The organism is Flavobacterium sharifuzzamanii (assembly GCF_003254585.1).
Taxonomy (GTDB): Bacteria; Bacteroidota; Bacteroidia; order Flavobacteriales; family Flavobacteriaceae; genus Flavobacterium; species Flavobacterium sharifuzzamanii.
Map to the genome: position 1 here is coordinate 387,315 of NZ_QJGZ01000036.1, position 20,793 is coordinate 408,107.

General features: G+C 31.9%; 24 protein-coding genes. 11 read left to right on the plus strand and 13 right to left on the minus strand.

Annotated elements, in window-relative coordinates; translation table 11 throughout:
• Window positions 1–306: 306 nt before the first annotated feature.
• The 4 genes from DMA14_RS08415 to DMA14_RS08430 form a co-directional block, all read right to left on the minus strand.
• Window positions 307–975: an alpha/beta hydrolase gene (locus tag DMA14_RS08415; RefSeq protein WP_111424290.1), complete on the minus strand. Its 669-nt coding sequence runs from the start codon at window positions 973–975 to the stop codon at window positions 307–309.
• 194 nt (window positions 976–1,169) lie between these two features.
• Window positions 1,170–1,622, minus strand: coding sequence for a hypothetical protein (locus tag DMA14_RS08420; protein ID WP_111424291.1), 453 nt, complete (start codon window positions 1,620–1,622; stop codon window positions 1,170–1,172).
• Window positions 1,623–1,767: 145 nt separating this feature from the next.
• On the minus strand, window positions 1,768–2,868 hold the full coding sequence (locus DMA14_RS08425) for a BT_3928 family protein (RefSeq protein WP_111424292.1): 1,101 nt from the start codon (window positions 2,866–2,868) through the stop codon (window positions 1,768–1,770).
• A 24-nt stretch (window positions 2,869–2,892) separates the two neighbouring features.
• On the minus strand, window positions 2,893–3,435 hold the full coding sequence (locus tag DMA14_RS08430) for a DUF1599 domain-containing protein (RefSeq protein WP_111283711.1): 543 nt from the start codon (window positions 3,433–3,435) through the stop codon (window positions 2,893–2,895).
• 224 nt (window positions 3,436–3,659) lie between these two features.
• Between DMA14_RS08430 and folP the strand changes: the two genes are divergently transcribed.
• Together folP and DMA14_RS08440 are read left to right on the plus strand one after the other, a co-directional pair.
• Window positions 3,660–4,484 carry a dihydropteroate synthase gene (gene folP, locus DMA14_RS08435; RefSeq protein WP_111424293.1) on the plus strand — a complete coding sequence of 275 codons (825 nt, stop codon included), beginning with the start codon at window positions 3,660–3,662 and terminating at the stop codon, window positions 4,482–4,484.
• Between the two features lie 165 nt (window positions 4,485–4,649).
• Window positions 4,650–5,282 (plus strand): hypothetical protein, encoded by a 633-nt coding sequence (locus tag DMA14_RS08440; RefSeq protein ID WP_111424323.1) that lies wholly within the window; start codon window positions 4,650–4,652, stop codon window positions 5,280–5,282.
• A gap of 77 nt (window positions 5,283–5,359) precedes the next feature.
• Here the strand turns inward: DMA14_RS08440 and DMA14_RS08445 are convergent, their stop codons facing one another.
• The 8 genes from DMA14_RS08445 to DMA14_RS08480 form a co-directional block, all read right to left on the minus strand.
• Entirely contained in the window at window positions 5,360–5,830 is a 471-nt protein-coding gene (locus DMA14_RS08445) for a CHRD domain-containing protein (protein WP_111424294.1), read from the minus strand.
• 189 nt (window positions 5,831–6,019) lie between these two features.
• The gene (rlmH, locus tag DMA14_RS08450; protein ID WP_111283719.1) at window positions 6,020–6,493 is read right to left on the minus strand and encodes a 23S rRNA (pseudouridine(1915)-N(3))-methyltransferase RlmH; all 474 of its coding nucleotides are present in this window, start codon (window positions 6,491–6,493) and stop codon (window positions 6,020–6,022) included.
• Between the two features lie 129 nt (window positions 6,494–6,622).
• Window positions 6,623–6,925 (minus strand): antibiotic biosynthesis monooxygenase family protein, encoded by a 303-nt coding sequence (locus tag DMA14_RS08455; protein WP_111424295.1) that lies wholly within the window; start codon window positions 6,923–6,925, stop codon window positions 6,623–6,625.
• 173 nt (window positions 6,926–7,098) lie between these two features.
• Complete coding sequence (locus tag DMA14_RS08460; protein ID WP_111424296.1) at window positions 7,099–8,514, minus strand: amidohydrolase family protein; 1,416 nt, start codon at window positions 8,512–8,514, stop codon at window positions 7,099–7,101.
• A 343-nt stretch (window positions 8,515–8,857) separates the two neighbouring features.
• The gene (locus tag DMA14_RS08465; RefSeq protein WP_111424297.1) at window positions 8,858–9,142 is read right to left on the minus strand and encodes a GNAT family N-acetyltransferase; all 285 of its coding nucleotides are present in this window, start codon (window positions 9,140–9,142) and stop codon (window positions 8,858–8,860) included.
• Window positions 9,143–9,147: 5 nt separating this feature from the next.
• The gene (locus DMA14_RS08470) at window positions 9,148–9,543 is read right to left on the minus strand and encodes an OsmC family protein (RefSeq protein WP_111424298.1); all 396 of its coding nucleotides are present in this window, start codon (window positions 9,541–9,543) and stop codon (window positions 9,148–9,150) included.
• A 2-nt stretch (window positions 9,544–9,545) separates the two neighbouring features.
• Window positions 9,546–10,427 carry a pirin family protein gene (locus tag DMA14_RS08475; protein WP_111424299.1) on the minus strand — a complete coding sequence of 294 codons (882 nt, stop codon included), beginning with the start codon at window positions 10,425–10,427 and terminating at the stop codon, window positions 9,546–9,548.
• Between the two features lie 287 nt (window positions 10,428–10,714).
• Complete coding sequence (locus DMA14_RS08480) at window positions 10,715–11,815, minus strand: DNA alkylation repair protein (protein ID WP_111424300.1); 1,101 nt, start codon at window positions 11,813–11,815, stop codon at window positions 10,715–10,717.
• Window positions 11,816–12,019: 204 nt separating this feature from the next.
• On the opposite strand from DMA14_RS08480, the gene nadC reads away from it, so the two are divergent.
• From nadC to priA, 5 genes are all read left to right on the plus strand, one after another.
• Window positions 12,020–12,877, plus strand: coding sequence for a carboxylating nicotinate-nucleotide diphosphorylase (nadC, locus tag DMA14_RS08485; RefSeq protein WP_111424301.1), 858 nt, complete (start codon window positions 12,020–12,022; stop codon window positions 12,875–12,877).
• A 98-nt stretch (window positions 12,878–12,975) separates the two neighbouring features.
• Window positions 12,976–13,899: a YihY/virulence factor BrkB family protein gene (locus DMA14_RS08490; RefSeq protein ID WP_111424302.1), complete on the plus strand. Its 924-nt coding sequence runs from the start codon at window positions 12,976–12,978 to the stop codon at window positions 13,897–13,899.
• A gap of 1 nt (window position 13,900) precedes the next feature.
• A complete protein-coding gene (locus tag DMA14_RS08495) occupies window positions 13,901–14,329 on the plus strand; it encodes a DUF2147 domain-containing protein (RefSeq protein WP_111424303.1) in 429 nt (142 codons plus the stop codon).
• A gap of 10 nt (window positions 14,330–14,339) precedes the next feature.
• The gene (gene bla-B1-FLAV / locus DMA14_RS08500; RefSeq protein WP_111424304.1) at window positions 14,340–15,098 is read left to right on the plus strand and encodes a subclass B1 metallo-beta-lactamase; all 759 of its coding nucleotides are present in this window, start codon (window positions 14,340–14,342) and stop codon (window positions 15,096–15,098) included.
• 20 nt (window positions 15,099–15,118) lie between these two features.
• Window positions 15,119–17,569 (plus strand): replication restart helicase PriA, encoded by a 2,451-nt coding sequence (priA, locus tag DMA14_RS08505; RefSeq protein WP_111424305.1) that lies wholly within the window; start codon window positions 15,119–15,121, stop codon window positions 17,567–17,569.
• A 12-nt stretch (window positions 17,570–17,581) separates the two neighbouring features.
• On the opposite strand, the gene DMA14_RS08510 is transcribed toward priA, so the two are convergent.
• On the minus strand, window positions 17,582–18,280 hold the full coding sequence (locus DMA14_RS08510) for a LytR/AlgR family response regulator transcription factor (protein ID WP_008463025.1): 699 nt from the start codon (window positions 18,278–18,280) through the stop codon (window positions 17,582–17,584).
• Between the two features lie 177 nt (window positions 18,281–18,457).
• On the opposite strand from DMA14_RS08510, the gene rpsF reads away from it, so the two are divergent.
• From rpsF to DMA14_RS08530, 4 genes are all read left to right on the plus strand, one after another.
• Window positions 18,458–18,799, plus strand: coding sequence for a 30S ribosomal protein S6 (gene rpsF / locus DMA14_RS08515; RefSeq protein ID WP_068842999.1), 342 nt, complete (start codon window positions 18,458–18,460; stop codon window positions 18,797–18,799).
• 5 nt (window positions 18,800–18,804) lie between these two features.
• Window positions 18,805–19,101 (plus strand): 30S ribosomal protein S18, encoded by a 297-nt coding sequence (gene rpsR / locus DMA14_RS08520; RefSeq protein ID WP_002987043.1) that lies wholly within the window; start codon window positions 18,805–18,807, stop codon window positions 19,099–19,101.
• Window positions 19,102–19,167: 66 nt separating this feature from the next.
• Complete coding sequence (gene rplI / locus DMA14_RS08525; RefSeq protein WP_111366389.1) at window positions 19,168–19,608, plus strand: 50S ribosomal protein L9; 441 nt, start codon at window positions 19,168–19,170, stop codon at window positions 19,606–19,608.
• A gap of 116 nt (window positions 19,609–19,724) precedes the next feature.
• Window positions 19,725–20,198 carry a DUF6495 family protein gene (locus tag DMA14_RS08530; protein WP_111424306.1) on the plus strand — a complete coding sequence of 158 codons (474 nt, stop codon included), beginning with the start codon at window positions 19,725–19,727 and terminating at the stop codon, window positions 20,196–20,198.
• Window positions 20,199–20,793: the final 595 nt, after the last annotated feature.

Genomic DNA, 20,793 nt, shown 5'->3' on the forward strand with positions numbered 1-20,793 from the left:
AATTTAAATTTAATACTGAATTCACAAAGTTAAACAAACAAATGGAATGCCAATTGTAGATTAACAAAATTTGAAGAGTCCTTTATTTTGTAACAAAACAGCGTTTTTTGGTTGAAAAAAGTGTTTTGAAAACGTAATAGTTGGCTGGAAAATCATGTATTTTGTAGAAACACTTTATCTAGAAATGGATAAAAAGCAATTTTTTTGTTTTGGAACGAAAAAAATGAAGCAAAAAAACGTCAGATTTCAAAAAAAAGCCTTCAACAAATTTAATTTTATTGAACGCTTTTTATTTTTTTTTGAAACCTAATTCAGCTCGTAATTTCCATTTGCCCATTTTTTGCTAGGAACAAGCCAATTGTCTGCAGCTTTGTACAAAAAACCATGTTTTAGACCTGTGTTAAGTTCAATTTCTTTAAAATGCTCTATTTTGCATTTCGAAGTTTCTTTTCTTTTAATAGCAGAAACTCCGTAAATATCTGATTTTTCATAAATAGTTAAAATATTGCCACAGAAATTAATATCCGGAATCTCTTGAATATCAACATCTCTAAAGCACCCAATGAAAACAAAATTCACCTCTGGATTTGAAAGAAAAGTTGAAACAAATTGAGCAATGTAACCACCTTTTGAAGTTCCAATTACTGTAATATGATTGGGTGGAACTCCTTTTTTAATTAATGCTTTTACCTGTTTAGCAATCTTTTCTGCATAATCTATAGCGTTTGTGTTTTTCTTTCTTTTTTCGCTAAAAACAATAAAGTTATCTTTTCTATAAGATTCTAAAATCTCATTGTATTCTGCTTTACCATATTCTGGATGGGCTACATTTAGATCGTTTTCTTCTACAAATTTGTTATGAAAAAAGAAAATGTAACGTTGGTCCTTACTAGCAGTTTTTTCTTGGCTATAGCAATTAAGATTTAAAAGAAAACTCAAAATAAAAGTTAGAAAAAACTTTGAAAATTGTTTCATAAAAAGAATGGTTTTATCTGATTGTTTCAAACAAATATAAAAACAAAACAATCATTTTTATTATTTTTCCTACTTTCAATTTTAAGACGATTATGTTTTAAAAAAAGCGCTAATTCACTCGAATTGGCGCTTTTAATTTATATTTCTTACCTTACTTAACAATCTTTTGTAAAGCTAAAATTTCGTCAAAATAATCAGTCTTTAGTATTAATCAGAATTTTGTATACCCAAGTTGTATTATCTTTTTTCAATTCTGCATTTTTGATTTCTACAGATTTTATTACTACTGATGAACATTCGCCCCCTGTTCTCTTTTCTGTGACAGCGTATATTTCGCAAACATTTTTGCCTTCAATAGTTATAGCATATTTAAGTGATTTTGACTCCCATCCTAAGCTGAAAGTGAGGCGGTTTAAATTGTCACTATTCACATAAGCAGATTCAATTACTTTGTTTTGATCTAAATCTGTAATAGTTACCTCTTTTTTAGAATCGAAAGTACCGTTTTCAAACAGGTTTTCTCCTGAATCTTTGTCTACAAATTCGACAGTAATAGTTGCTGGTCCAGTAGAACAGAGCACATCTGATCCACATCCCGTAGTAAAAATTAAAACTAGAAGTAATGAAATAGATAATAGTTTTTTCATGATTAGAATAAGCTTTTGGTTTGATCAAATGTAGGATTATTATTCGTAATATAAAAGATGGTTTTTGTATGAAAATAATTAGAATAAAAAAGCGCCAATAAACGTATTGTTTATTGGCGCTTTTGAAATTTATATTTTTAAATCATTATAATTTCAAATCATCTACATCATTATAATGCACTTTTTGAGCGATAGTTCCGTCATGTATAACTACAATACTTGGATTTGCTCTTTCAACTGTTTTTAAAGCAGTTCCATCGCAGAAATAGAAATCGATGTCTAGAGCATAGTCTTTTTTCGCTTTAGCAATTTCATCAGCTCCAGAAGCAGTCATCCCAATTACTTTGTAACCTTTTGCTTTTGCATCTGCAGTAACTTTTGCTAATTTTTTCATTCCTTCTGGATTTGATAGATTCAAATCGTAAGTCACATAGATTAACAGTTTTGGTTCTTTTAATAATTCTTCTTTGTAATCAGAATCATCTTTTGTCATGGTAAAATCATGAATAGGAGGAACGTAACCTTCAGAGATTACTTTGTCTTTTCTGTCAACAAATACTGCTCCTTCAGGAATATTCATTAAATCTTTTTCAGTAAATTCTTTATCGACTCCGTTTACTTTATAAATAAAAATCATTTCTACAACTGATTTCGGAGCGCCTTCTGGAATTTCCATTCCTTTTTCGATGTTTGTTCCCACTTTATATGGACGGAAATCTTTGATTGGATTATGATTGATAACCCAAACCGCCATAAATACACATAAAACAATGCTGATTAAAGTGATAATGTTGGTAACCAATTTAGAAAATAAAGGTTTTACCAGTTTTTTGTTGATGAATAAAATCAAGATAAAGAATAGTAAAACAACATCTTTTGTGAACGATTGCCAAGGTGTCAAGTGTAAAGCATCTCCGAAACATCCGCAATCTTTAACCACATCAAAATAAGCAGAGTAGAAGGTAAGGAAAGTAAAGAAAATGATCAATAGTAATAAAGCCCAAATCGTTAGTTTTGATTTATAGCCAACCAACAGCATTACACCTAAAACTACTTCTAAAATCACTAAAAAGATCGCCAATCCTAAAGCCAATGGCTCTAAAAACGGCATATTGAAAACTGGTTCACTGAAATATTCAGCTAGTTTGTATGAGAATCCAACAGGATCGTTTAGTTTGATTAATCCGGAAATAATAAATAGGACACCGACAAATAATCGGGAAAATTGAGTAATGATGTTTTTCATAATGAATATTTAAAACTTGGAATTTTATTTAGTAATTGGGTTTAAGATTAAAGCAAAAACAGAGTAATTAATCATATCCTGATAATTAGCATCGATTCCTTCAGATACTATTGTTTTTCCTTTATTATCTTCAATTTGCTTAACGCGAAGAAGTTTCTGCAAAATCAAATCGGTTAAAGAACTCACGCGCATATCACGCCAAGCTTCGCCGTAATCATGATTTTTTGCTTCCATTAAGTCTTTGGTCAATTTTACTTTAGCATCGTATAATTCAGTTGCTTTTTCTACGTCAAGATCTGGCTGATCTACAACGCCAAGTTCTAACTGAATCAAAGCCATGATAGAATAATTGATGATTCCGATGAATTCTCCTTTTTCATCTTCATCAACTTTACGGACTTCATTTTCCTGCAAACTTCTAATTCGTTGTGCTTTTATGAAAATTTGATCCGTCAGCGATGGCAATCTTAAAATTCTCCACGCACTGCCATAATCTTTCATTTTATTGATAAACAACGTACGGCAAACCGCGATAACATTATCAAACTCTTGGGAAGTATTCTTCATTTATATGCTGTATATTTGCTAAAATTTCTTCAAAAATAAGGATAATTTTTTAAGAGTTTCAAGTTTAAGGTTCGCTTTGTTTCAAGTTTTTTCTAAACAAAGTGTTAACGGACAACTTGAAATAGAAAAATGTTTCAAGTTTCAGGTTTCAAGTTTTACGTTCTAGAACTTGCGAAATCTGCATCAACTTGAAACGTGAAACCTGAAACAAAATAAAACAAGCAATGACAATTAATTGTAAAGGCGAACTTATAGATTTATCAATTCCTAAAGTAATGGGAATTCTCAATGTTACGCCAAATTCTTTCTTTGACGGAGGAAAATATAAAAACGAAGACGAAATTATTTTGCAAGTAGATAAAATGCTTTCTGAGGGCGCGACCTTTATTGATATTGGGGCATATTCTAGTAAACCAAGCGCTGAGTTTGTATCGGAACAAGAAGAAATTGACAGAATTGTTCCAGCAATTGAATTGATTTTAAAGCATTTTCCGAAAACATTATTATCAATTGATACTTTTAGAGCTGAGGTTGCAAAAGCAAGTATAGAAAGTGGCGCGGCAATTATAAATGATATTGCGGCTGGAGAGTTGGATGATAAAATGTTTGATGTTATTGCAAAATATAATGTTCCGTACATTATGATGCACATGCGTGGAAATCCGCAGACAATGCAGAGCTTGACTGAATACGATGATATTATAAAAGAAATGCTATTCTACTTTTCTGAAAAAGTAAAAAAAGCAAGAGCTTTAGGAATCAACGATTTGATTTTAGATCCAGGTTTCGGTTTTGCTAAAACAACCGATCAGAATTATGAAGTAATGCAGAAAATGGAACTTTTTAATATTTTGGAATTACCTGTTTTAGCCGGAATTTCTAGAAAATCAATGATTTATAAAACACTTGATATAACACCACAAGAAGCCTTAAACGGAACAACTTTTTTAAATACTATTGCATTGATGAAAGGTGCTAAAATTCTTCGTGTTCATGATGTGAAAGAAGCGGTGGAATGTGTTACTTTGTTCAATAAAATGAGTTTATAATAGCCAGTTTTGTCATTTCGACGAAGGAGACTCGAGCAACAGCGAACAGGCGAAGCAAATCTTCGTTGCTAAATCGACAAAGATTGGATTCTCGTTGCGGAGTTACTTGTGAAGATTTCTCCTTCGTCGAAATGACAAACTTTGTGTAAAATGAATTTTAAAAATATGAAATACTTTACCCTAATTATAGCTTTCGTACTTTTCTCCTGCGGAAAAAAAGAAGACGTTTTATTGCCAAAATCAAACATTTCAATTGTAAAAGACGTGCAAGATCATTCGCCAATTTACGTCTTTTTTAAAGTTGATGGAAAAGATACAATCGCGGATTTGAATCGAAAAAGTGCCATTATATCAACCAATTGGATTTTCAATATAGACAAACGCTTGCCTTTGAAATCTGTGATGCCACAAGTAATAAAAATGCAAGAAAAAAAGCGTAACGAGAAAATGCATCAGAACGAAGAATCTGAAAACTATTATTCTTACGCAGATTCTATCGGGAAAAATCTAGCTTTTTTGCCTTTCACGAAAGTATTCTATAAAATAGAGAAACCTACTGCAGGAAGTTTTGTGGTTTACTTTAAAAAAGGAAAAAAACAGGTCTTCATGGGAAATACAGAAATTAAAATATCAGAAATATTAAAGCATTTCTATAGTATAAAGTTTGAGAAAGTGCCAGATTTGGTATTTTTATTTGATAAGAACATGAGTTATGAAGAATACATTCAATACAAAATTCTATTGCAAAAAGATGTGACTTACAATCTTGATAAGCTTCCGGTAGAATTTATTTTCTAAATACCTTGCAGTAAAATAAACGGTAAAATTTAAAAGCCTTTCTCTATTAAAAGAAAGGCTTTTTTGTGATTTAGTGATTAGTATCCACCACCACCGCCTCCGCCGCCTCCGCCAGAAGTGTCAGTTTTTGTCAGAGTACCGCTGATTTCGCCATTAGGATAAGCAGTAGTATGTAAATTAACGTAATAATGATTAGCCATCAGCTCAGTAATTTGTGCATCAGTTATAGAACCAGATACAGATATTGGAGAGGTAGAGACACTGGCATCAGGAAACGGAATAACAATTGTACCGTCTGCTGCATGTATATGTCCATGTATTGGCACTAATCCTGAAAAATTTACTTTAAGATCAAATGTTTTTGCAGTCTGATTTAATTTTAATGTAGCACTACCTGAAGCTGAAGAAGTCACACCTGCAACTGGGGTCAAATTAGCAGTAAATGTCATAATTACAGGTGGTGTGTAATTGTCGTCATACCCATTAGAACAAGAAGTTCCAATTAAAAGCAACAGTAGGATTGCCGAAAGTTGAAATAAAGATTTCATAATTATATGCTTTTAGGTTAGAAATAAGGTCAAAAAACTATAATTATTAAATTTTATTAAGATTTAATAAATCACTATAAATTTACGATTTTATTTTTTGTTTTAAGGTTTAAAATGTTGATTATTAAATTTTTATGAATTTTAGAGGCTATAGATTTTTAAATTTGAAATCTAAAGATTAAAAGAGACTTATTGATGATGATAAGGTTCATTTCGTAAAATAGTAAATCCGCGATACAATTGTTCGATAAAAAATAAACGAACCATTTGATGTGAAAACGTCATTAATGAAAGCGAAACTTTTCCCTGGGCTTTTTTATAAACCGTTTCAGAAAATCCGTAAGGACCGCCAATTACGAAAACCAAAGTTTTTACACCAGAATTCATTTTCTTTTGCAATTCTTCAGAAAAACCTACACTTGAGAAAGTTTTTCCGTTTTCATCCAATAAAATTAATTGATCGGTGGCAGAAAGTTTTGAAAGAATCAATTCGCCTTCCTTTTCTTTTTGCTGGCTTTCAGATAAGTTTTTTACGTTTTTGATGTCTGGAATAATTTCCAATTCAAATTTGATGTAAAAAGACAAACGTTTCGTGTAATCGTCAATTAATGTTTGAAGCGATTTATTATCTGTTTTGCCTATTGCGATTAGTTTGATGTTCATTTGTTTTGTTTTTTGCCACGAATTCACGAATTAATTTAAAAATATTTTTGCTACAGATTTGATCAATAAACACAGATTAGATTTAAATAAAAAATCCTTTTAATCTGTGAAATCTGTGGCTAAAAAAAACTATTTTTTATTCTCAAAAACCGTTTCGAAATGTTCTACAATAGGAAAAGGTTCGTAATAATGATGTAGGATCTTTTTCCATTCCAGATACGCTTCAGAAGTTCTGAATCCGATTGTATGATCTTCTAATGTATTCCAATCAACCAACAGAAGATATTTATTTTCGACTTCTAGACATTTTTCTAAACGATGTCCTAAATAACCATCTATTGATGAAATGTATTGGCTTGCTTTTGTAAAATCAGCTTCAAATGAATTAGCTAATTCTGGTTTTACATATAGAAATGCTGCTTCTAGAATCATATTTAAATGAATTTTATCTGCTTGATCTGCTAAATCTGCGGGAAAAAATTATAATCTCGCAGATTTAGCAGATTTGGCTGATTTTATTTTTATTGTTTTGTTTAAAAAGAATCTGTGATTATCGGCTTAAATATGTTTGAAATCTGCGTGAAACTTTCGTGCAAATTGATGTTTTAGTTTTTAGAAAATTTCGATTCAAAAGTTTTAAAACGATTATCTAAATCTTTAATTAATTGTTTTTTTACCGATGCATCTTGAATGAAACTATAATTAATACTGTTGTAAACATACTTTTTGATTGTTTCGTAGTTTACATCAGGATATCTTTTTGCTAGTAAAACATATTGCTCTGTCATACTGCTTCTTAAAATTCCTGCATCGTCTGTGCTGATAACAATTGGTACATTAAATTCTTTGTAAAGTGTAAAAGGATGTCTGTTCTCTTTTACTTTTAAAATGAATTCGTTACTCACTAAATTGATTTCAATCGGAATATTATTTTTAGACATATATTTCAACAAATCATACGAATTAGCTTCGTAAGCAATATCCACTCCGTGACCAATTCTGTTAGCACCTGCCACATAAATGGCGTCATTAATATGCCAAGTCAATTCTTCTGGCTGAACCAAACCTAAAGTCAATTCACCTGCATGTAGTGTGTATTTTACATCTGGAAATTTAGAGTGGCAGTATTTAAACATTACCATGTGTAGCCAGTAATCCTTCATAGAATTTTCACCATGTTCTGGAGAAACTATATTTACACCAGCAGTAAGTTTACTTTCGCTTGACGAAATAAAAGCTATAACAAGATTCTTAAATAAGTCTACCGGTTCCATAAAACGAAGCACAAAATTTTGATAACGCATCGTGAATTTTTCGTCATCCATTTTTAAGTCTTTATGAAGCTTTGTAATGAAGTTATTATTGAAATCTTCGGCATATTTTTTAGCATCTTTTTTCTGAAGTGATTTATACAATTCGTCTAAAAGTTTCAAAACTGCTTTTTCATCTTTTTGTTCTGCAGCCTGGCGAAGTTTTGTGTTGAAATCAGTTAAATCAGAAACATTCATATCGCACGGAATTGTTGATAATTGTGTTTCGATATACGTTACATTTTCGGCAATGGCGCGTTTTTTTAACTCGAGCATTCCTTCTGCAAAATGACCTTGAATTGTAGGCTCAAATTTCATAAAAGAATCAAAGAACTGATCGTCAGATGGAACGGAACCATTATAATCTTTAACAGACCAAGTCTGCATAATTTGCTGCTCGTAATATTCTAATTTTCCTTTGTTTTTAAGAGACGAAAAGTTTTCCCAGTTTCCGTTTGCAGGTTTGGTTTTTGAAACCGCCATTGTTTCCAGATTCAAATAAAAGTCTTCTGCAATAGCTCTTTCTAAAAGAGGTTCTGCATAAACTGATCCTGAAAAATGGTGGTGTAAATCGCCTCCTTTTGGCATTTGTTGAAAGAAAGCTGTTAAGAGAGCTTCATTATTTCTGATTTTTTCTAAATAACTCTCAGCCGATTGAGAAAAGCCGATTTGTGCTATAAAAATACAGAAAAGCGTAATTATCCTTGTCATACTCTAAGTTTAAATTACGCGCAAATATACGAGTTTTCGGAGAAATTTGAAAATTTTGTTTTTGGAGGGACAAAGGGGCAGAGGTTCAAAGGGGCAAAGTTTTTTTTAAGTAGATTGTGGTCTTTCGCAATTTTTGTCATTTCAACGAAGAAGAAATCTTAGCAAGAAGCTCAACAAAGATTGGATTTTTATTGCATAGTTACTCATGGAGATTTCTTCTTCGTTGAAATAACAAACAGGACATTTATAAAATGCGAAAGACGCACAACAGTGCGTCTCTACAATAAAATTTTAGACAAAGATAGAAAACCTCTGAGCCTTTGTAACTTTGAACCTTTGCGCCTCAAGAAAAAAGTACATCATGTATTTCAGGAACCTTATCAAAAACGCTTTTAGCAAAAGGACAAAGCGGAATAATTTTTAAGTTGTTTGCTCTTGCATAATCTACCGCTGCCATAACAAGCTTTTTACCCACACCTTTTCCGTTAAAATCAGGACTTACTTCAGTGTGGTCAATAATGAATTTAGAATCTCCTGCCCAAGTGTAAGTCATTTTTCCTGCTTCTTTTCCGTCTTCTACGGCTTCAAAATAGCCTCTTCTTGTATCGTTTATTTGTTGAATTTCCATGATAATTATATTAGTGTGGTTTTGATTTCGATTGCATGTGTCAATGTTTTATGTATCGGACAGCTGTTTGCAATCGTTTCTAATCTTTGTCTTTGCTCTTCGTTAACTTCACCGATTACTTCGATTCTTCGGGTAAATGAGGTGCAATTTCGTTCTGAATCTCTTTCAAAATCAATCTTGATATTGATTTCTTCAACGTTCCATTGTTTGCGATTAATGTACATTCGTAAAGTAATTAAGGTGCAAGAAGCCAAAGATGAAGCCAAAAGTTCTGTTGGATTCAAACCTAAGTTTTTGCCTCCTAATTGCTGAGGTTCATCAGAAATTAAGACATTTCCGCTGGCAGATGTGATTTCCGTTCGATACAAACGGGTGTCTATTTTTGCTGAAACTGTATCCATAATTATTTGATTCTTGGTTCTGGCAATGGAACAAATTCGGTTTCGCCTGGAACTTTCGGAAAAGTTTGAGCTGTCCAGTCCTGTTTTGCTTTTTCGATGAGGTTTTTATCAGAAGAAACAAAGTTCCAAAAGATAAAATGTTCTTCAGGAAACGGTTGGCCACCAAAGATATAAACAGTTGAATTTGCAGCAATTTCGAATTCGCAAAGAGAACTTTCTGTTGTAATCAAGATTTGTCTTGGATCGTAAGTATGTTCGCCATTTTTAATGCTTCCATCTAAAATATATAAACCGCTTTCGCCAAATAAATGATGCCCGATATTGATTTTTTTCGCTTCTTTGCTTTTAATTTCAATAAAGTACAATGGGCTATAAACAGGAACTGGTGATTTTCTACCAAAAGCTTCTCCTGCAATTAGTTTAAAAGAAACACCGTCTTCTTCCCAAGCTGGAATATCATCAGCTTCAACATGCGTAAAATTAGGATCCATTTGTTCCAATTCTTTTGGAAGCGCAACCCAAATCTGTAATCCATGAAGCATTTTATCTGTATGCCTTAAATATTCTGGAGTTCTTTCAGAGTGAACGATTCCTTTTCCAGCGGTCATCCAGTTTACAGCGCCTGGTTTTATTTCTAATTCTGTTCCTAAACTGTCACGGTGCATAATGCTTCCTTCAAACAAAAAAGTTAGTGTAGAAAGTCCGATATGCGGGTGCGGAGGAACATCCATATTTTCATGATCACTTAGATGTGCAGGTCCCATATGATCGATAAAAACAAATGGTCCGACAGCTCTTTTTTCGCGGAAAGGCAATAATCTGCCTACCATAAAATTGCCAATATTGGCAGCGCGTTCTTCGATAATTAAACTGATATTTGACATGTGGTATTATTTGATTTGAAAACAAAATTACAGTTGTGATAGAAATCTGTAACTTAATTTAGATTAAGAAATGTTGTTTTTTGTATTATCTATAAAAGTAAGGAAAATGTATGTTTTTTCAAATTAGTTTATTTGTCACGTTTTGTTGTCATTTCGACGAAGGAGAAATCTTCGCAAGAAACTCTACAAAGATTGGGTTTTCGTTGCGGAGCTACTCGTGGAGATTTCTCCTTCGTCGAAATGACAAACTAAACGGTTAAAGCGTTAGATGAATTAAAAATGTGTTTTTAATCAACCAACTCAAACTCTAAAACTTCACTTTCAGTTCCATTAATTATAATAGACAATTTATGTTTTCCTGTATGAAAAACACGAGTCGTAATCAATTTAAAAGATTGGTTTCTTTCAATCTTAGTGAGCTGATTTGGATGATAAATCTTCTCGCTTATTTTGAAGACTTTTTTCGCCAAATGCCCTTTTGATTTTTTATAATGAACAGCGTATTCTAAACGAACTGTTTTTGGTTCTTCGTTTTTATTATTCAAGTGAAAATGAAACTGAAGATAATCTCCAATTTTTACAATTGGTGTTTTGATTTCGAAAGACGAAAGTTCAATATTTGTGCTTTCTAAACCATAATGGCTTAAAATTTCAGGATGACCTTGTTTCAATAAAGTTCTTGAGCCATGTTTGATAATTCCATCAGTTTCTTTGCTTTGGTTTTTCCATTTCGATGCAATTTCTAATACAATTTGGGGATTATCTTTGGCGATATCATTTAAATTATTAGCAACACTTCTTCGGACATATTCTGATGGATCATTTTTTAAATTCTCTAAAATTGGAAGAATAGAAGAGGGATCTTTCTTCAAAAACGGAATCGCCATCGCCCACGGTAATCTCGGGCGCGAACCTTCACTTGCTAAACGACGCACATGATGATTTTCGTGTAGAGACCATTTTACCATTTCGCCAATCATTTTTTCTTTGTATTTTAAAATAAAAGGACGAACGGCAAATTCACAGCTTATAAATTGAGTTATAGAAACAAAAGCTTTCTTCGAAGTTTCTAAATCGTTTAAACCATACATTTCGAGATAATCGGCAAAGAAAATGAAAGCCAAATTGCTGTCTGTGAAGTTGTTTTTCTTTAGGTTTTCTATGATTTTATCAATTAAAACAACGGCTCCAGGGAAATTTTGAGGCATAAACTGATGAAAAACAACTGTTGTATGTTTCATTCTTTCTTTCCATTCTTTTTGAGCAAAATCGCCTTCGTAAATTGCTTCAATAAATTTATGTTTGTTGAATGCTGGATATACTTCGGCAACAGCTTGACTAAATTTTTCGTAAAAAGAAACGGAGTAAATGTCTTTAATTAATCCCATAGTTTTGTTTGATTGAATTTCAAAGATATTTAATTGAATACTTATTATTAGACTAAGTTTTGTTAAGAATTGTAACTTTATTTTTCTGAATATCTTAATGGTTAAAAAAGAGATATTTAATGTTTTGTATAATTTTTCATGTTGTAGGAACTTTCAAATCCATAAAATATATCCTAATTTAGCATTATTATTAAAAACAGAAAAATGATAAGTGAAGCTCAATTTCAAGCAGAATTACAACTTTTAATCAGTAATGCCATTAGAGAAGATGTGGGACAAGGCGATTACAGTTCGCTGGCTTGTATTCCAGATACTGCTCATGGTAAGGCAAAACTATTGGTAAAAGATCAAGGAATCATTGCCGGAGTTGAACTAGCCAAAATGATATTTGAACATGTAGATCCAAAACTAAAAGTGAAAACTTTTATAGAGGACGGAACACGTGTGGAATATGGTGAAATCGTTTTTGAAGTTTCTGGAAGTTCGCAATCTATTTTGAAAGCCGAAAGGGTAGTTTTGAATACGATGCAGAGAATGTCAGCGATTGCTACAAAAACAAACCATTTAATGGGGCTTTTGGAAGGAACAAATGCTAAAATACTAGATACTCGTAAAACGACTCCAAATTTTAGAGTTGCAGAAAAATGGGCTGTAAAAATTGGCGGAGGTGAGAATCATCGTTATGCTTTATATGATATGATTATGCTAAAAGACAATCATATTGATTTTGCTGGCGGTATCACTCGTGCAATTTCTAAAACAAAAGAGTATTTGAAAGAAAATAATCTTGATCTTAAAATTATTGTTGAAGCTCGTAATCTGGATGAAATCAGAGAAATTTTATTGAGCGATGGAGTTCATAGAATTCTGATAGACAACTTTAATTATGAAGATACGAAAACGGCAGTAAATTTGATTGGTTCAAAATGTCAGACAGAATCTTCAGGAAATATCAGCGAAAAAACAGTTCGCGAGTATGCTTTGTGTGGCGTAAATTATATTTCATCAGGTGCTTTAACGCATTCTGTATATAATATGGATTTGAGCTTGAAAGCTTTTTAATGGAGTTATGAATTTTGAATTGTAAGTTATGAGTTTGGTTTTATAATATTTGCTTAAAGAATGTAAAATCTGAACTCTAAAATCTAAAATCAAAAAATATGTCGCAAGAGATAGAAGATCGGATTGAGAAACTGCCTGTGGTGCGGTCATTAGCCCGACTTTTGAAGAAAATAAAACTGCCTTGGCTGGAAGGATTTTCATTGTACGATTTGCTGGAAATGTATACCATCGGAATTATTGATGGTGCTTTTTCGTATCATGCAAGTGCTGTTTCTTTTAGTTTTTTTATGGCATTATTTCCTTTTGCTCTATTTATTCTAAACTTAATCCCATTTATTCCGATAGATAATTTTCAGGAAGATTTCCTGCAGTTTGTGCAGCAAAGCGTTCCTCCAAACACGTTTGATGCAATTAGTAAAATTATCAGCGATATCTTAAATAATAGTCACTCAGGATTATTATCATCTGGATTTTTGCTTTCGATTTTTTTAATGGCAAATGGAATTAATGGAATTTTAAGCGGTTTTGAATCCTCAAAACACGTTTTTGACAAACGCGGATTTTTGCATCAATATTTGGTTGCTTTGGCTATTTCGCTTGTAATGACTATAATTTTATTTGTTACGGTGGCAACGATTGTCGTTTTTGAGGTTTTTATTCAAAAAACAATCATTCAAGATGTGTTGAGCGACCGAATTCCTCTGATTATTTTAGGACGATATTTATTCGTTATCTTAATGATTTTGATAACATCTTCAATATTATTGCGTTATGGTACAAAGCAGTATAACAAAGTGCCTTTTATTAGCATTGGTTCTGTTTTTACAACGGTCTTAATTGTTATATCTTCGTTCTTTTTTGGAATTTGGGTTATAAAATTTTCAAAATACAACGAACTTTATGGTTCAATTGGGACATTATTAATTCTAATGTTTTATATTTGGATAAACTGTATGATTCTGCTTTTAGGGTTCGAATTGAATGCTTCTATCAGAAAATTAAAACAAAAAAAAGAAAAATAATATGAAAAATTTGATGCTAACTATCGGAGTGTTCTTCTTTGCCCTAACCATGCAAAGTCAAAGTGTAATTGGAAAATGGAAGACAATCGACGATGAAACTGGTGAAGCAAAATCTATTGTAGAGATTTATGAGAAATCTGGAAAAATATATGGCAAGATTGTAGATATACTTCGCGAAAGCCACAAAAAAGATGTATGTGTGAAATGTGAAGGTGCTGAAAAGAATAAACCAATTTTAGGAATGGTCATTATAAACGGACTTAAAAAAGATGATTCTGAATATAATGGAGGAACAATCTTGGATCCGACAAGTGGTAAAAAATACAAATGTTATGTTACTTTGGAATCTGCAGATAAATTGAAACTTCGCGGTTATGTTGGAATTTCTTTAATGGGAAGAACGCAATACTGGACGAGAGTAAAAAATTAATTAAAATCTAATGCGAAAATTAGCGTCGATAATTTTATTCTTAGTTGCAGTTTCAAATAGTTTTGGACAATCTAAGAATTCACCATTACAAATAAGTCATCTTACGGGTGACTTTTATGTTTATAAAACGTTTCATGATTATAATGGAACGCTAATTTCTGCCAATGCCATGTATGTCGTTACAGACAAAGGCGTTGTACTTTTTGATGCCCCTTGGGATAAAACGCAGTTTCAGCCTTTGCTTGATAGTATAAAAGCAAAACACAATAAAGAAGTTGTTATGCTTTTTGGAACGCATTCTCATGAAGATCGTGCGGGCGGATTTGATTTTTATAGAAAAAAAGGAATTAAAACCTATTCAATTAAATTAACTGACGAGATTCTAAAAAACAAGAATGAGCCAAGAGCTGAGTTTATAATTCCAACTGATACTACTTTTACGGTTGGGCAATATAAATTTGAAGTCTATTATCCAGGAAAAGGACATGCGCCAGACAACATTGTAGCTTGGTTTGCTAAAGAGAAAGTTCTTTATGGCGGATGTTTTATAAAAAGTGAAGAAGCAAAAGATTTGGGATATTTAGGAGACGCTGATATTAAAGAATGGGAGAAATCAATAAAAAGAGTTCAGTCAAAATTTAAAAATCCAAAGTATGTAATTCCGGGACATGATGGAGGAACAACCAATAAATCTATAAATTATACTTTGAAGCTGATTCAGGATTATAATCTTTCAAAAAACGCTTCGCTTAAAACTGGCCAAAAATAATTACTGGCTTATAAAAAATCATGCATTTCATCGAAGTCATTTTACCGCTTTCTTTAGCAAAGACATTTACTTACCGAATTTCTGAAGCTGAATTTCATTTCATTAAAAAAGGAATGCGCGTTGCTGTGCCATTTGGTAAAAGCAAAATATATACTGGACTTGTTTTAGATGTTCATGAAAATGCTCCAACTCTATATGAAGCGAAAGAAATTCATCAGATTTTAGATGAAAAACCAATTGCGACTGAAATCCAGATTAAACATTGGCTTTGGATTGCGGATTATTATATGTGTGGCATTGGAGATGTGTATCGTGGAGCATTTCCAAGCGGATTATTGCTGGAAAGTGAAACCATTATTTCGCATAAACCTGATGTTGTGGTAAACGACAGCGAACTTTCTGATGATGAGTTTTTAATTTATGAAGCTTTGCACCATCAGAGTTCGTTAAAGGTTCAGGAAATTACTTCGATTTTAAATAAAAAAAATATACTTCCGATTCTACAAAAACTGATTGCGAAGGATATTATTTTTTTAGATGAAGAAATAAAAGAAACATACAAGCCAAAATTGGTGAGATATGTAAAATTACATTCCAAATACGAATCTGATAATGGTTTGGAAGAATTGCTGATGGTGTTGAAGAATGCTACTAAACAAAAAGAAATTGTTTTGGCATATTTTCAAATTAGCGCATCAGAAAAGAAGCCAATTACAGTAAAAAAGCTTACAGAAGTCTCAAACGCAGGGTCGGCGGCGATAAAATCATTAGTTGAAAAAGAAATATTTGAAGAATATTATTTACAGCATGATCGTGTTACGTTTGATGGGGAGAAATCAGATAAAGAACTGCATTTAAGTGAAGCCCAAGAAAAAGCTTTTTCAGGAATTAAGAATAGTTTTTTGGAGAAAGAAGTGTGTCTGCTTCATGGTGTAACTTCGAGCGGAAAAACTGAAATTTATATTAAGTTAATCGAAGAATATCTGCAGACAGGAAAACAGGTTTTGTATTTGCTTCCCGAAATTGCTCTTACTACTCAGTTGGTTTCGAGACTGCGTCTTCATTTTGGAGATAAAGTGGCTGTTTTTCATTCTAAATATAGTAATAATGAAAGAGTTGAGGTTTGGAGGCAAACGCTAGAAAACTCTCCAAAAGCTCAAATTGTAATTGGAGCGAGATCGGCTTTATTTTTACCTTTTAATGATTTAGGATTGCTTATTGTTGATGAAGAGCATGAGCAGACTTTTAAACAAACAGATCCTGCACCAAGATACCACGCTAGAGATGCGGCAATTGTTTTGGCTAATTTTCATAAAGCTAAAGTATTATTGGGTTCGGCAACGCCTAGTATTGAAACCTATTTTAATACACAAAATAATAAGTACGGATTAGTAACGCTTTCTGAGCGTTATAAAAATGTCCGCTTGCCTGAAGTGATTTTGGTTGATATAAAAGACAAGCATTTCAGAAAAAGAATGACAGGACATTTTAGCGATCTTTTAATTGAAGAAATAGCTGAATCGTTGTCGTTGGGTGAACAGGTAATCCTGTTTCAAAATAGAAGAGGATATTCGCCTATAATTGAATGTTTGACTTGCGGACATGTTCCGCATTGTCAACAGTGCGATGTGAGTTTGACCTATCATAAACATAAAAACCAGCTTCGCTGTCATTATTGCGGTTATTCAATTGCAAAACCTACTAATTGCCATAACTGTTCGAGTATAGATTTAACCACAAAAGGATTTGGAACAGAGCAAATAGAGCAGGAGCTATCGTCACTTTTTCCTAAAGCGAAAACGGCTAGAATGGATCAAGATACCACGAGAGGTAAATTTGGTTTTGAGAAAATAATTGATACATTTAAAAATCGCGAGATTGATATTTTAGTCGGCACACAAATGCTGGCTAAAGGACTTGATTTTGATAATGTAGGTTTGGTTGGGATTATGAATGCCGACAATATGCTGCATCATCCCGATTTTAGGGCTTTTGAACGTAGTTTTCAAATGATGACACAAGTTGCGGGAAGAGCAGGAAGATCAGAAAAACAGGGGAAAGTTGTTATTCAGACTTACAATCCAAATCATAATACAATTCAGCAGGTTACAGACCATAATTATATAGGTATGTACAAAGAGCAATTGTATGATAGGCAAATTTATAGATATCCGCCATATTTCAGGATTATAAAGCTTACGCTAAAGCATAAAGATTTTGATAAGCTAAAAGAAGGAGCGATGTGGTTATATCAGGTTTTGAGCCAGAATTTGGGAATGCCGGTTTTAGGGCCAGAAGAGCCTGCAATAAGCAGAATACGAAATGAATATATTAGAACTATCTTGATTAAGATTCCGCAAAACCTTCATTTAGGAAATACAAAAAAAACTATTCAGAAAATGCTGAATAGTTTTGAAGCTGTGGCTCAATACAGAGCTATAAAAGTTGTGATTAATGTAGATTTCTATTAAACAGCAATTAAATTAAGAAGAAGTTGAAAGTGCTTTTACTAAGTCTTCTTTTTTATTTCTGCTTAATGGTATTTTAGTAATTCCTATTTCGGCAAATTTACTGTTAAAGCGCTCTACCTTATCTATATTAATGATGTACGATTTGTGAACACGGATAAATTTGTCTTTTGATAGATCATTTTCAAAAGATTTCATAGTAGAAAGAACCAGATTGCTGTCATCTTCAGTTACTACTCTTACGTAATCTCCAAAAGCTTCAATCCATTTTATTTTTGAAGTAAAGATTTTAAGTTTTTTTAGATTACTTTTGATGAATATATGTTCGCCTTCTTCTTCTTTGATGTCTTTTTTGAGCAGATGCATATCGATTGCCCTTTTTACAGAGGCGTTAAAACGATCTACTGCAATTGGTTTTTGAAGATAGTCAGTAGCATCATAGTCGAAAGCTTTTAGGGCATATTCGGCTTTAGAAGTGATAAATATAATCTGCGGTTTTGATTTTAATCCGTCAAGGAAATCAAAGCCATTAATTACTGGCATTTCTATGTCAAGAAATATTAAATCGATATTATTTAATGAGATACAACTTTTTGCTTCAATTGCATTAGAAAAATCCCCGATTAAATGCAAGCCTGGGTGATTATTAACCAATTTGGCAATAATTGTCCTTTGTATAGAACTATCATCTACAACAACACAGTTTAGTTTCATAACATTTAAATTTAGAATAAATTCAGGATAGCAGTAGTAAATGTATTATTTTTTTGTAAAAAAAACTAAAGTTGAGGCATCTTTTTTGCATTATGACGAATAAAAGGAAAAAAGTGTTGCATATATAAATTAAATGCTTACTTTTGCACCCAATTTTAACAAATAAATTTTTTATTTATGAATCATTATGAAACTGTTTTCATTTTAAATCCCGTTTTATCTGAGGTTCAGGTGAAGGAAACAGTAACGAAATTTGAAGAATTTCTTACTAGTAGAGGAGCTGAAATGGTATCGAAAGAGGATTGGGGTCTTAAAAAAATGGCTTACGAAATCCAAAACAAAAAAAGTGGTTTTTATCACTTATTCGAATTCAAAGTAGCTGGAGAAGTTCTTTTAGCTTTTGAAACTGAATTCAGACGTGATGAAAGAGTTATGCGTTTCTTAACTGTAAGTTTAGACAAACATGCTATTTCATGGGCTGAGAGAAGAAGAGCAAAATTAAAATCTACTAAAGCGTAATTATTATGTCTACAATTGAGCAATCTGCAAAAGGAAAAAAAGACGGAGATATCAGATATTTAACGCCTTTAAACATTGAAACTAACAAAACTAAAAAGTATTGCCGTTTCAAAAAATCAGGAATCAAATATATCGATTATAAAGATGCTGATTTCTTATTGAAATTCGTTAACGAGCAAGGAAAAATTCTTCCTCGTCGTTTAACTGGAACTTCATTAAAATACCAAAGAAAAGTTTCTGTAGCTGTAAAAAGAGCTCGTCACTTAGCTTTAATGCCATACGTGGCCGATTTATTAAAATAGTATAAAAATCTAGTCGCTGGTTTCTGTTGAAGCAGAACCTAACTTCTAAAATATAAGGACAACAACATGGAAATTATTTTAAAACAAGACGTACAGAACTTAGGATTTAAAGATGATGTAGTATCTGTAAAACCTGGTTACGGTCGTAACTTTTTAATTCCTCAAGGTTTTGCTACTTTAGCAACTCCTTCTGCTAAAAAAGTTTTAGCTGAAAACCTAAAACAAAGAGCACACAAAGAAGCTAAAATTGTTGCTGATGCTAAATCATTGGCTGAAGCAATTAAAGCTCTTGAAATTAAAATTTCTGCAAAAGCTGGTGGAGAGAAACTTTTTGGTTCTATCACAAACATCGACATTGCTGAGGCTTTAGAAAAATCTGGAAACGCTATCGACAGAAAATTCATCACTAGTGGTATCGTAAAACGTACTGGAAAATACAGTGCTAGTATCCGTTTACATAGAGATGTAATTGTTGAGTTACCATACGAAATTGTTGCTGAAAAGTAATAGTTTTAAAATCTATACTAAAATCCCGATGCAAATCGGGATTTTTTTGTTTAATATAAAACGATAGTAATAATTAGACTTATAGCTAACAGCTAAAGCATAAAGCCTAAAATGAAATGAAATACGCAAGATTAACAAAAGAGCAATTTGAAGAATTACATGCTGAATTTGCCAGTTTTTTGGCTACGCAAGCAATAGACAGAAAAGAGTGGGAAGAACTTAAAGTTAATAAACCAGAAGTTGCAGAACAGGAACTTGATGTCTTTTCAGATTTGATATGGGAAGGTGTATTAGGTAGAGCAGAATATTTAGAGCATTTTTCTAAAAATCATATCTTTTTATTTCATTGTTTTGATACTCACATTCAATCGATTGTTTTAAAATCGGTTTCTCCTGATGTTGATTTTTTAACTAAAGATGGATTGCAATGGCTGAGCGATAATATGTTTACCGACAATATTGAAATGAAGGTAGGAAAGAAGGTGTTTACAGAAGAACGAAACTCTTCAATTTTTGAATTGATTAAGCAAGGTGCTTTTTTAAGCGATGGACAGTTGTTTAATCAAATCAATACTATTATTGAATCGTAATTTATTTTAATAACTCTTTTAAGATGGCAGACAATTAATAACAATTGCTTGCCATTTTTTTGTTTTTTAACTTTTGTTTAATTTTTTTGTGAATTTTTACCCCGTATTTCTACGTGTTTATTTTTAATTATTCAACATATTTTAAAAATTGAACTTTTTTTATAAAATATTGTTGCATTTGGTCTTTATAACGGATAGATTTGGCGATAAATTTGCATAAAGAGTAAGAAAATACTTCGTTTATATCGATTTAACATATTTTATTTAATATTTTACTAAGCTATTAATTGACAAGAAAATTATGTTAAATGTAGCGATTTTTCTATTGTTTTCAGCTGTTCCTAATTTTGAAATTGAAGATTTAAGAATAAATTATAAGAATTTTAGGCTTGTTTTATGTTTTTGTTTTTCCTAATTTTAGGTAACAAAAGTTAAACAAAGTTTTTCTTTTGGTTTTCTAAATGTAGTGTAGAATTATTTTTCTAATTGTTGAGATAGAAATTAGAAGAATTAAATAATAACTTAATAAGTCTGCGTATGGAATTGACAATTACTTTCTTTATCAAATTTACTTTAGTTGTTTCCTTTATTTTAG

Bases quoted from the DNA above. Each gene is read 5' to 3' on its own strand.
- DMA14_RS08430 (WP_111283711.1), bottom strand. From the start codon at position 3,435: ATGAAGAATACTTCCCAAGAGTTTGATAATGTTATCGCGGTTTGCCGT.
- DMA14_RS08425 (WP_111424292.1), bottom strand. From the start codon at position 2,868: ATGAAAAACATCATTACTCAATTTTCCCGATTATTTGTCGGTGTCCTA.
- DMA14_RS08490 (WP_111424302.1), top strand. From the start codon at position 12,976: ATGTCGCAAGAGATAGAAGATCGGATTGAGAAACTGCCTGTGGTGCGG.
- DMA14_RS08465 (WP_111424297.1), bottom strand. From the start codon at position 9,142: ATGGAAATTCAACAAATAAACGATACAAGAAGAGGCTATTTTGAAGCC.
- rplI (WP_111366389.1), top strand. From the start codon at position 19,168: ATGGAAATTATTTTAAAACAAGACGTACAGAACTTAGGATTTAAAGAT.
- DMA14_RS08475 (WP_111424299.1), bottom strand. From the start codon at position 10,427: ATGTCAAATATCAGTTTAATTATCGAAGAACGCGCTGCCAATATTGGC.
- DMA14_RS08415 (WP_111424290.1), bottom strand. From the start codon at position 975: ATGAAACAATTTTCAAAGTTTTTTCTAACTTTTATTTTGAGTTTTCTT.
- DMA14_RS08460 (WP_111424296.1), bottom strand. From the start codon at position 8,514: ATGACAAGGATAATTACGCTTTTCTGTATTTTTATAGCACAAATCGGC.
- DMA14_RS08470 (WP_111424298.1), bottom strand. From the start codon at position 9,543: ATGGATACAGTTTCAGCAAAAATAGACACCCGTTTGTATCGAACGGAA.
- DMA14_RS08455 (WP_111424295.1), bottom strand. From the start codon at position 6,925: ATGATTCTAGAAGCAGCATTTCTATATGTAAAACCAGAATTAGCTAAT.
- DMA14_RS08495 (WP_111424303.1), top strand. From the start codon at position 13,901: ATGAAAAATTTGATGCTAACTATCGGAGTGTTCTTCTTTGCCCTAACC.
- DMA14_RS08480 (WP_111424300.1), bottom strand. From the start codon at position 11,815: ATGGGATTAATTAAAGACATTTACTCCGTTTCTTTTTACGAAAAATTT.
- folP (WP_111424293.1), top strand. From the start codon at position 3,660: ATGACAATTAATTGTAAAGGCGAACTTATAGATTTATCAATTCCTAAA.
- rpsF (WP_068842999.1), top strand. From the start codon at position 18,458: ATGAATCATTATGAAACTGTTTTCATTTTAAATCCCGTTTTATCTGAG.
- priA (WP_111424305.1), top strand. From the start codon at position 15,119: ATGCATTTCATCGAAGTCATTTTACCGCTTTCTTTAGCAAAGACATTT.
- DMA14_RS08440 (WP_111424323.1), top strand. From the start codon at position 4,650: ATGAAATACTTTACCCTAATTATAGCTTTCGTACTTTTCTCCTGCGGA.
- DMA14_RS08420 (WP_111424291.1), bottom strand. From the start codon at position 1,622: ATGAAAAAACTATTATCTATTTCATTACTTCTAGTTTTAATTTTTACT.
- bla-B1-FLAV (WP_111424304.1), top strand. From the start codon at position 14,340: ATGCGAAAATTAGCGTCGATAATTTTATTCTTAGTTGCAGTTTCAAAT.
- rlmH (WP_111283719.1), bottom strand. From the start codon at position 6,493: ATGAACATCAAACTAATCGCAATAGGCAAAACAGATAATAAATCGCTT.
- nadC (WP_111424301.1), top strand. From the start codon at position 12,020: ATGATAAGTGAAGCTCAATTTCAAGCAGAATTACAACTTTTAATCAGT.
- DMA14_RS08510 (WP_008463025.1), bottom strand. From the start codon at position 18,280: ATGAAACTAAACTGTGTTGTTGTAGATGATAGTTCTATACAAAGGACA.
- rpsR (WP_002987043.1), top strand. From the start codon at position 18,805: ATGTCTACAATTGAGCAATCTGCAAAAGGAAAAAAAGACGGAGATATC.
- DMA14_RS08530 (WP_111424306.1), top strand. From the start codon at position 19,725: ATGAAATACGCAAGATTAACAAAAGAGCAATTTGAAGAATTACATGCT.
- DMA14_RS08445 (WP_111424294.1), bottom strand. From the start codon at position 5,830: ATGAAATCTTTATTTCAACTTTCGGCAATCCTACTGTTGCTTTTAATT.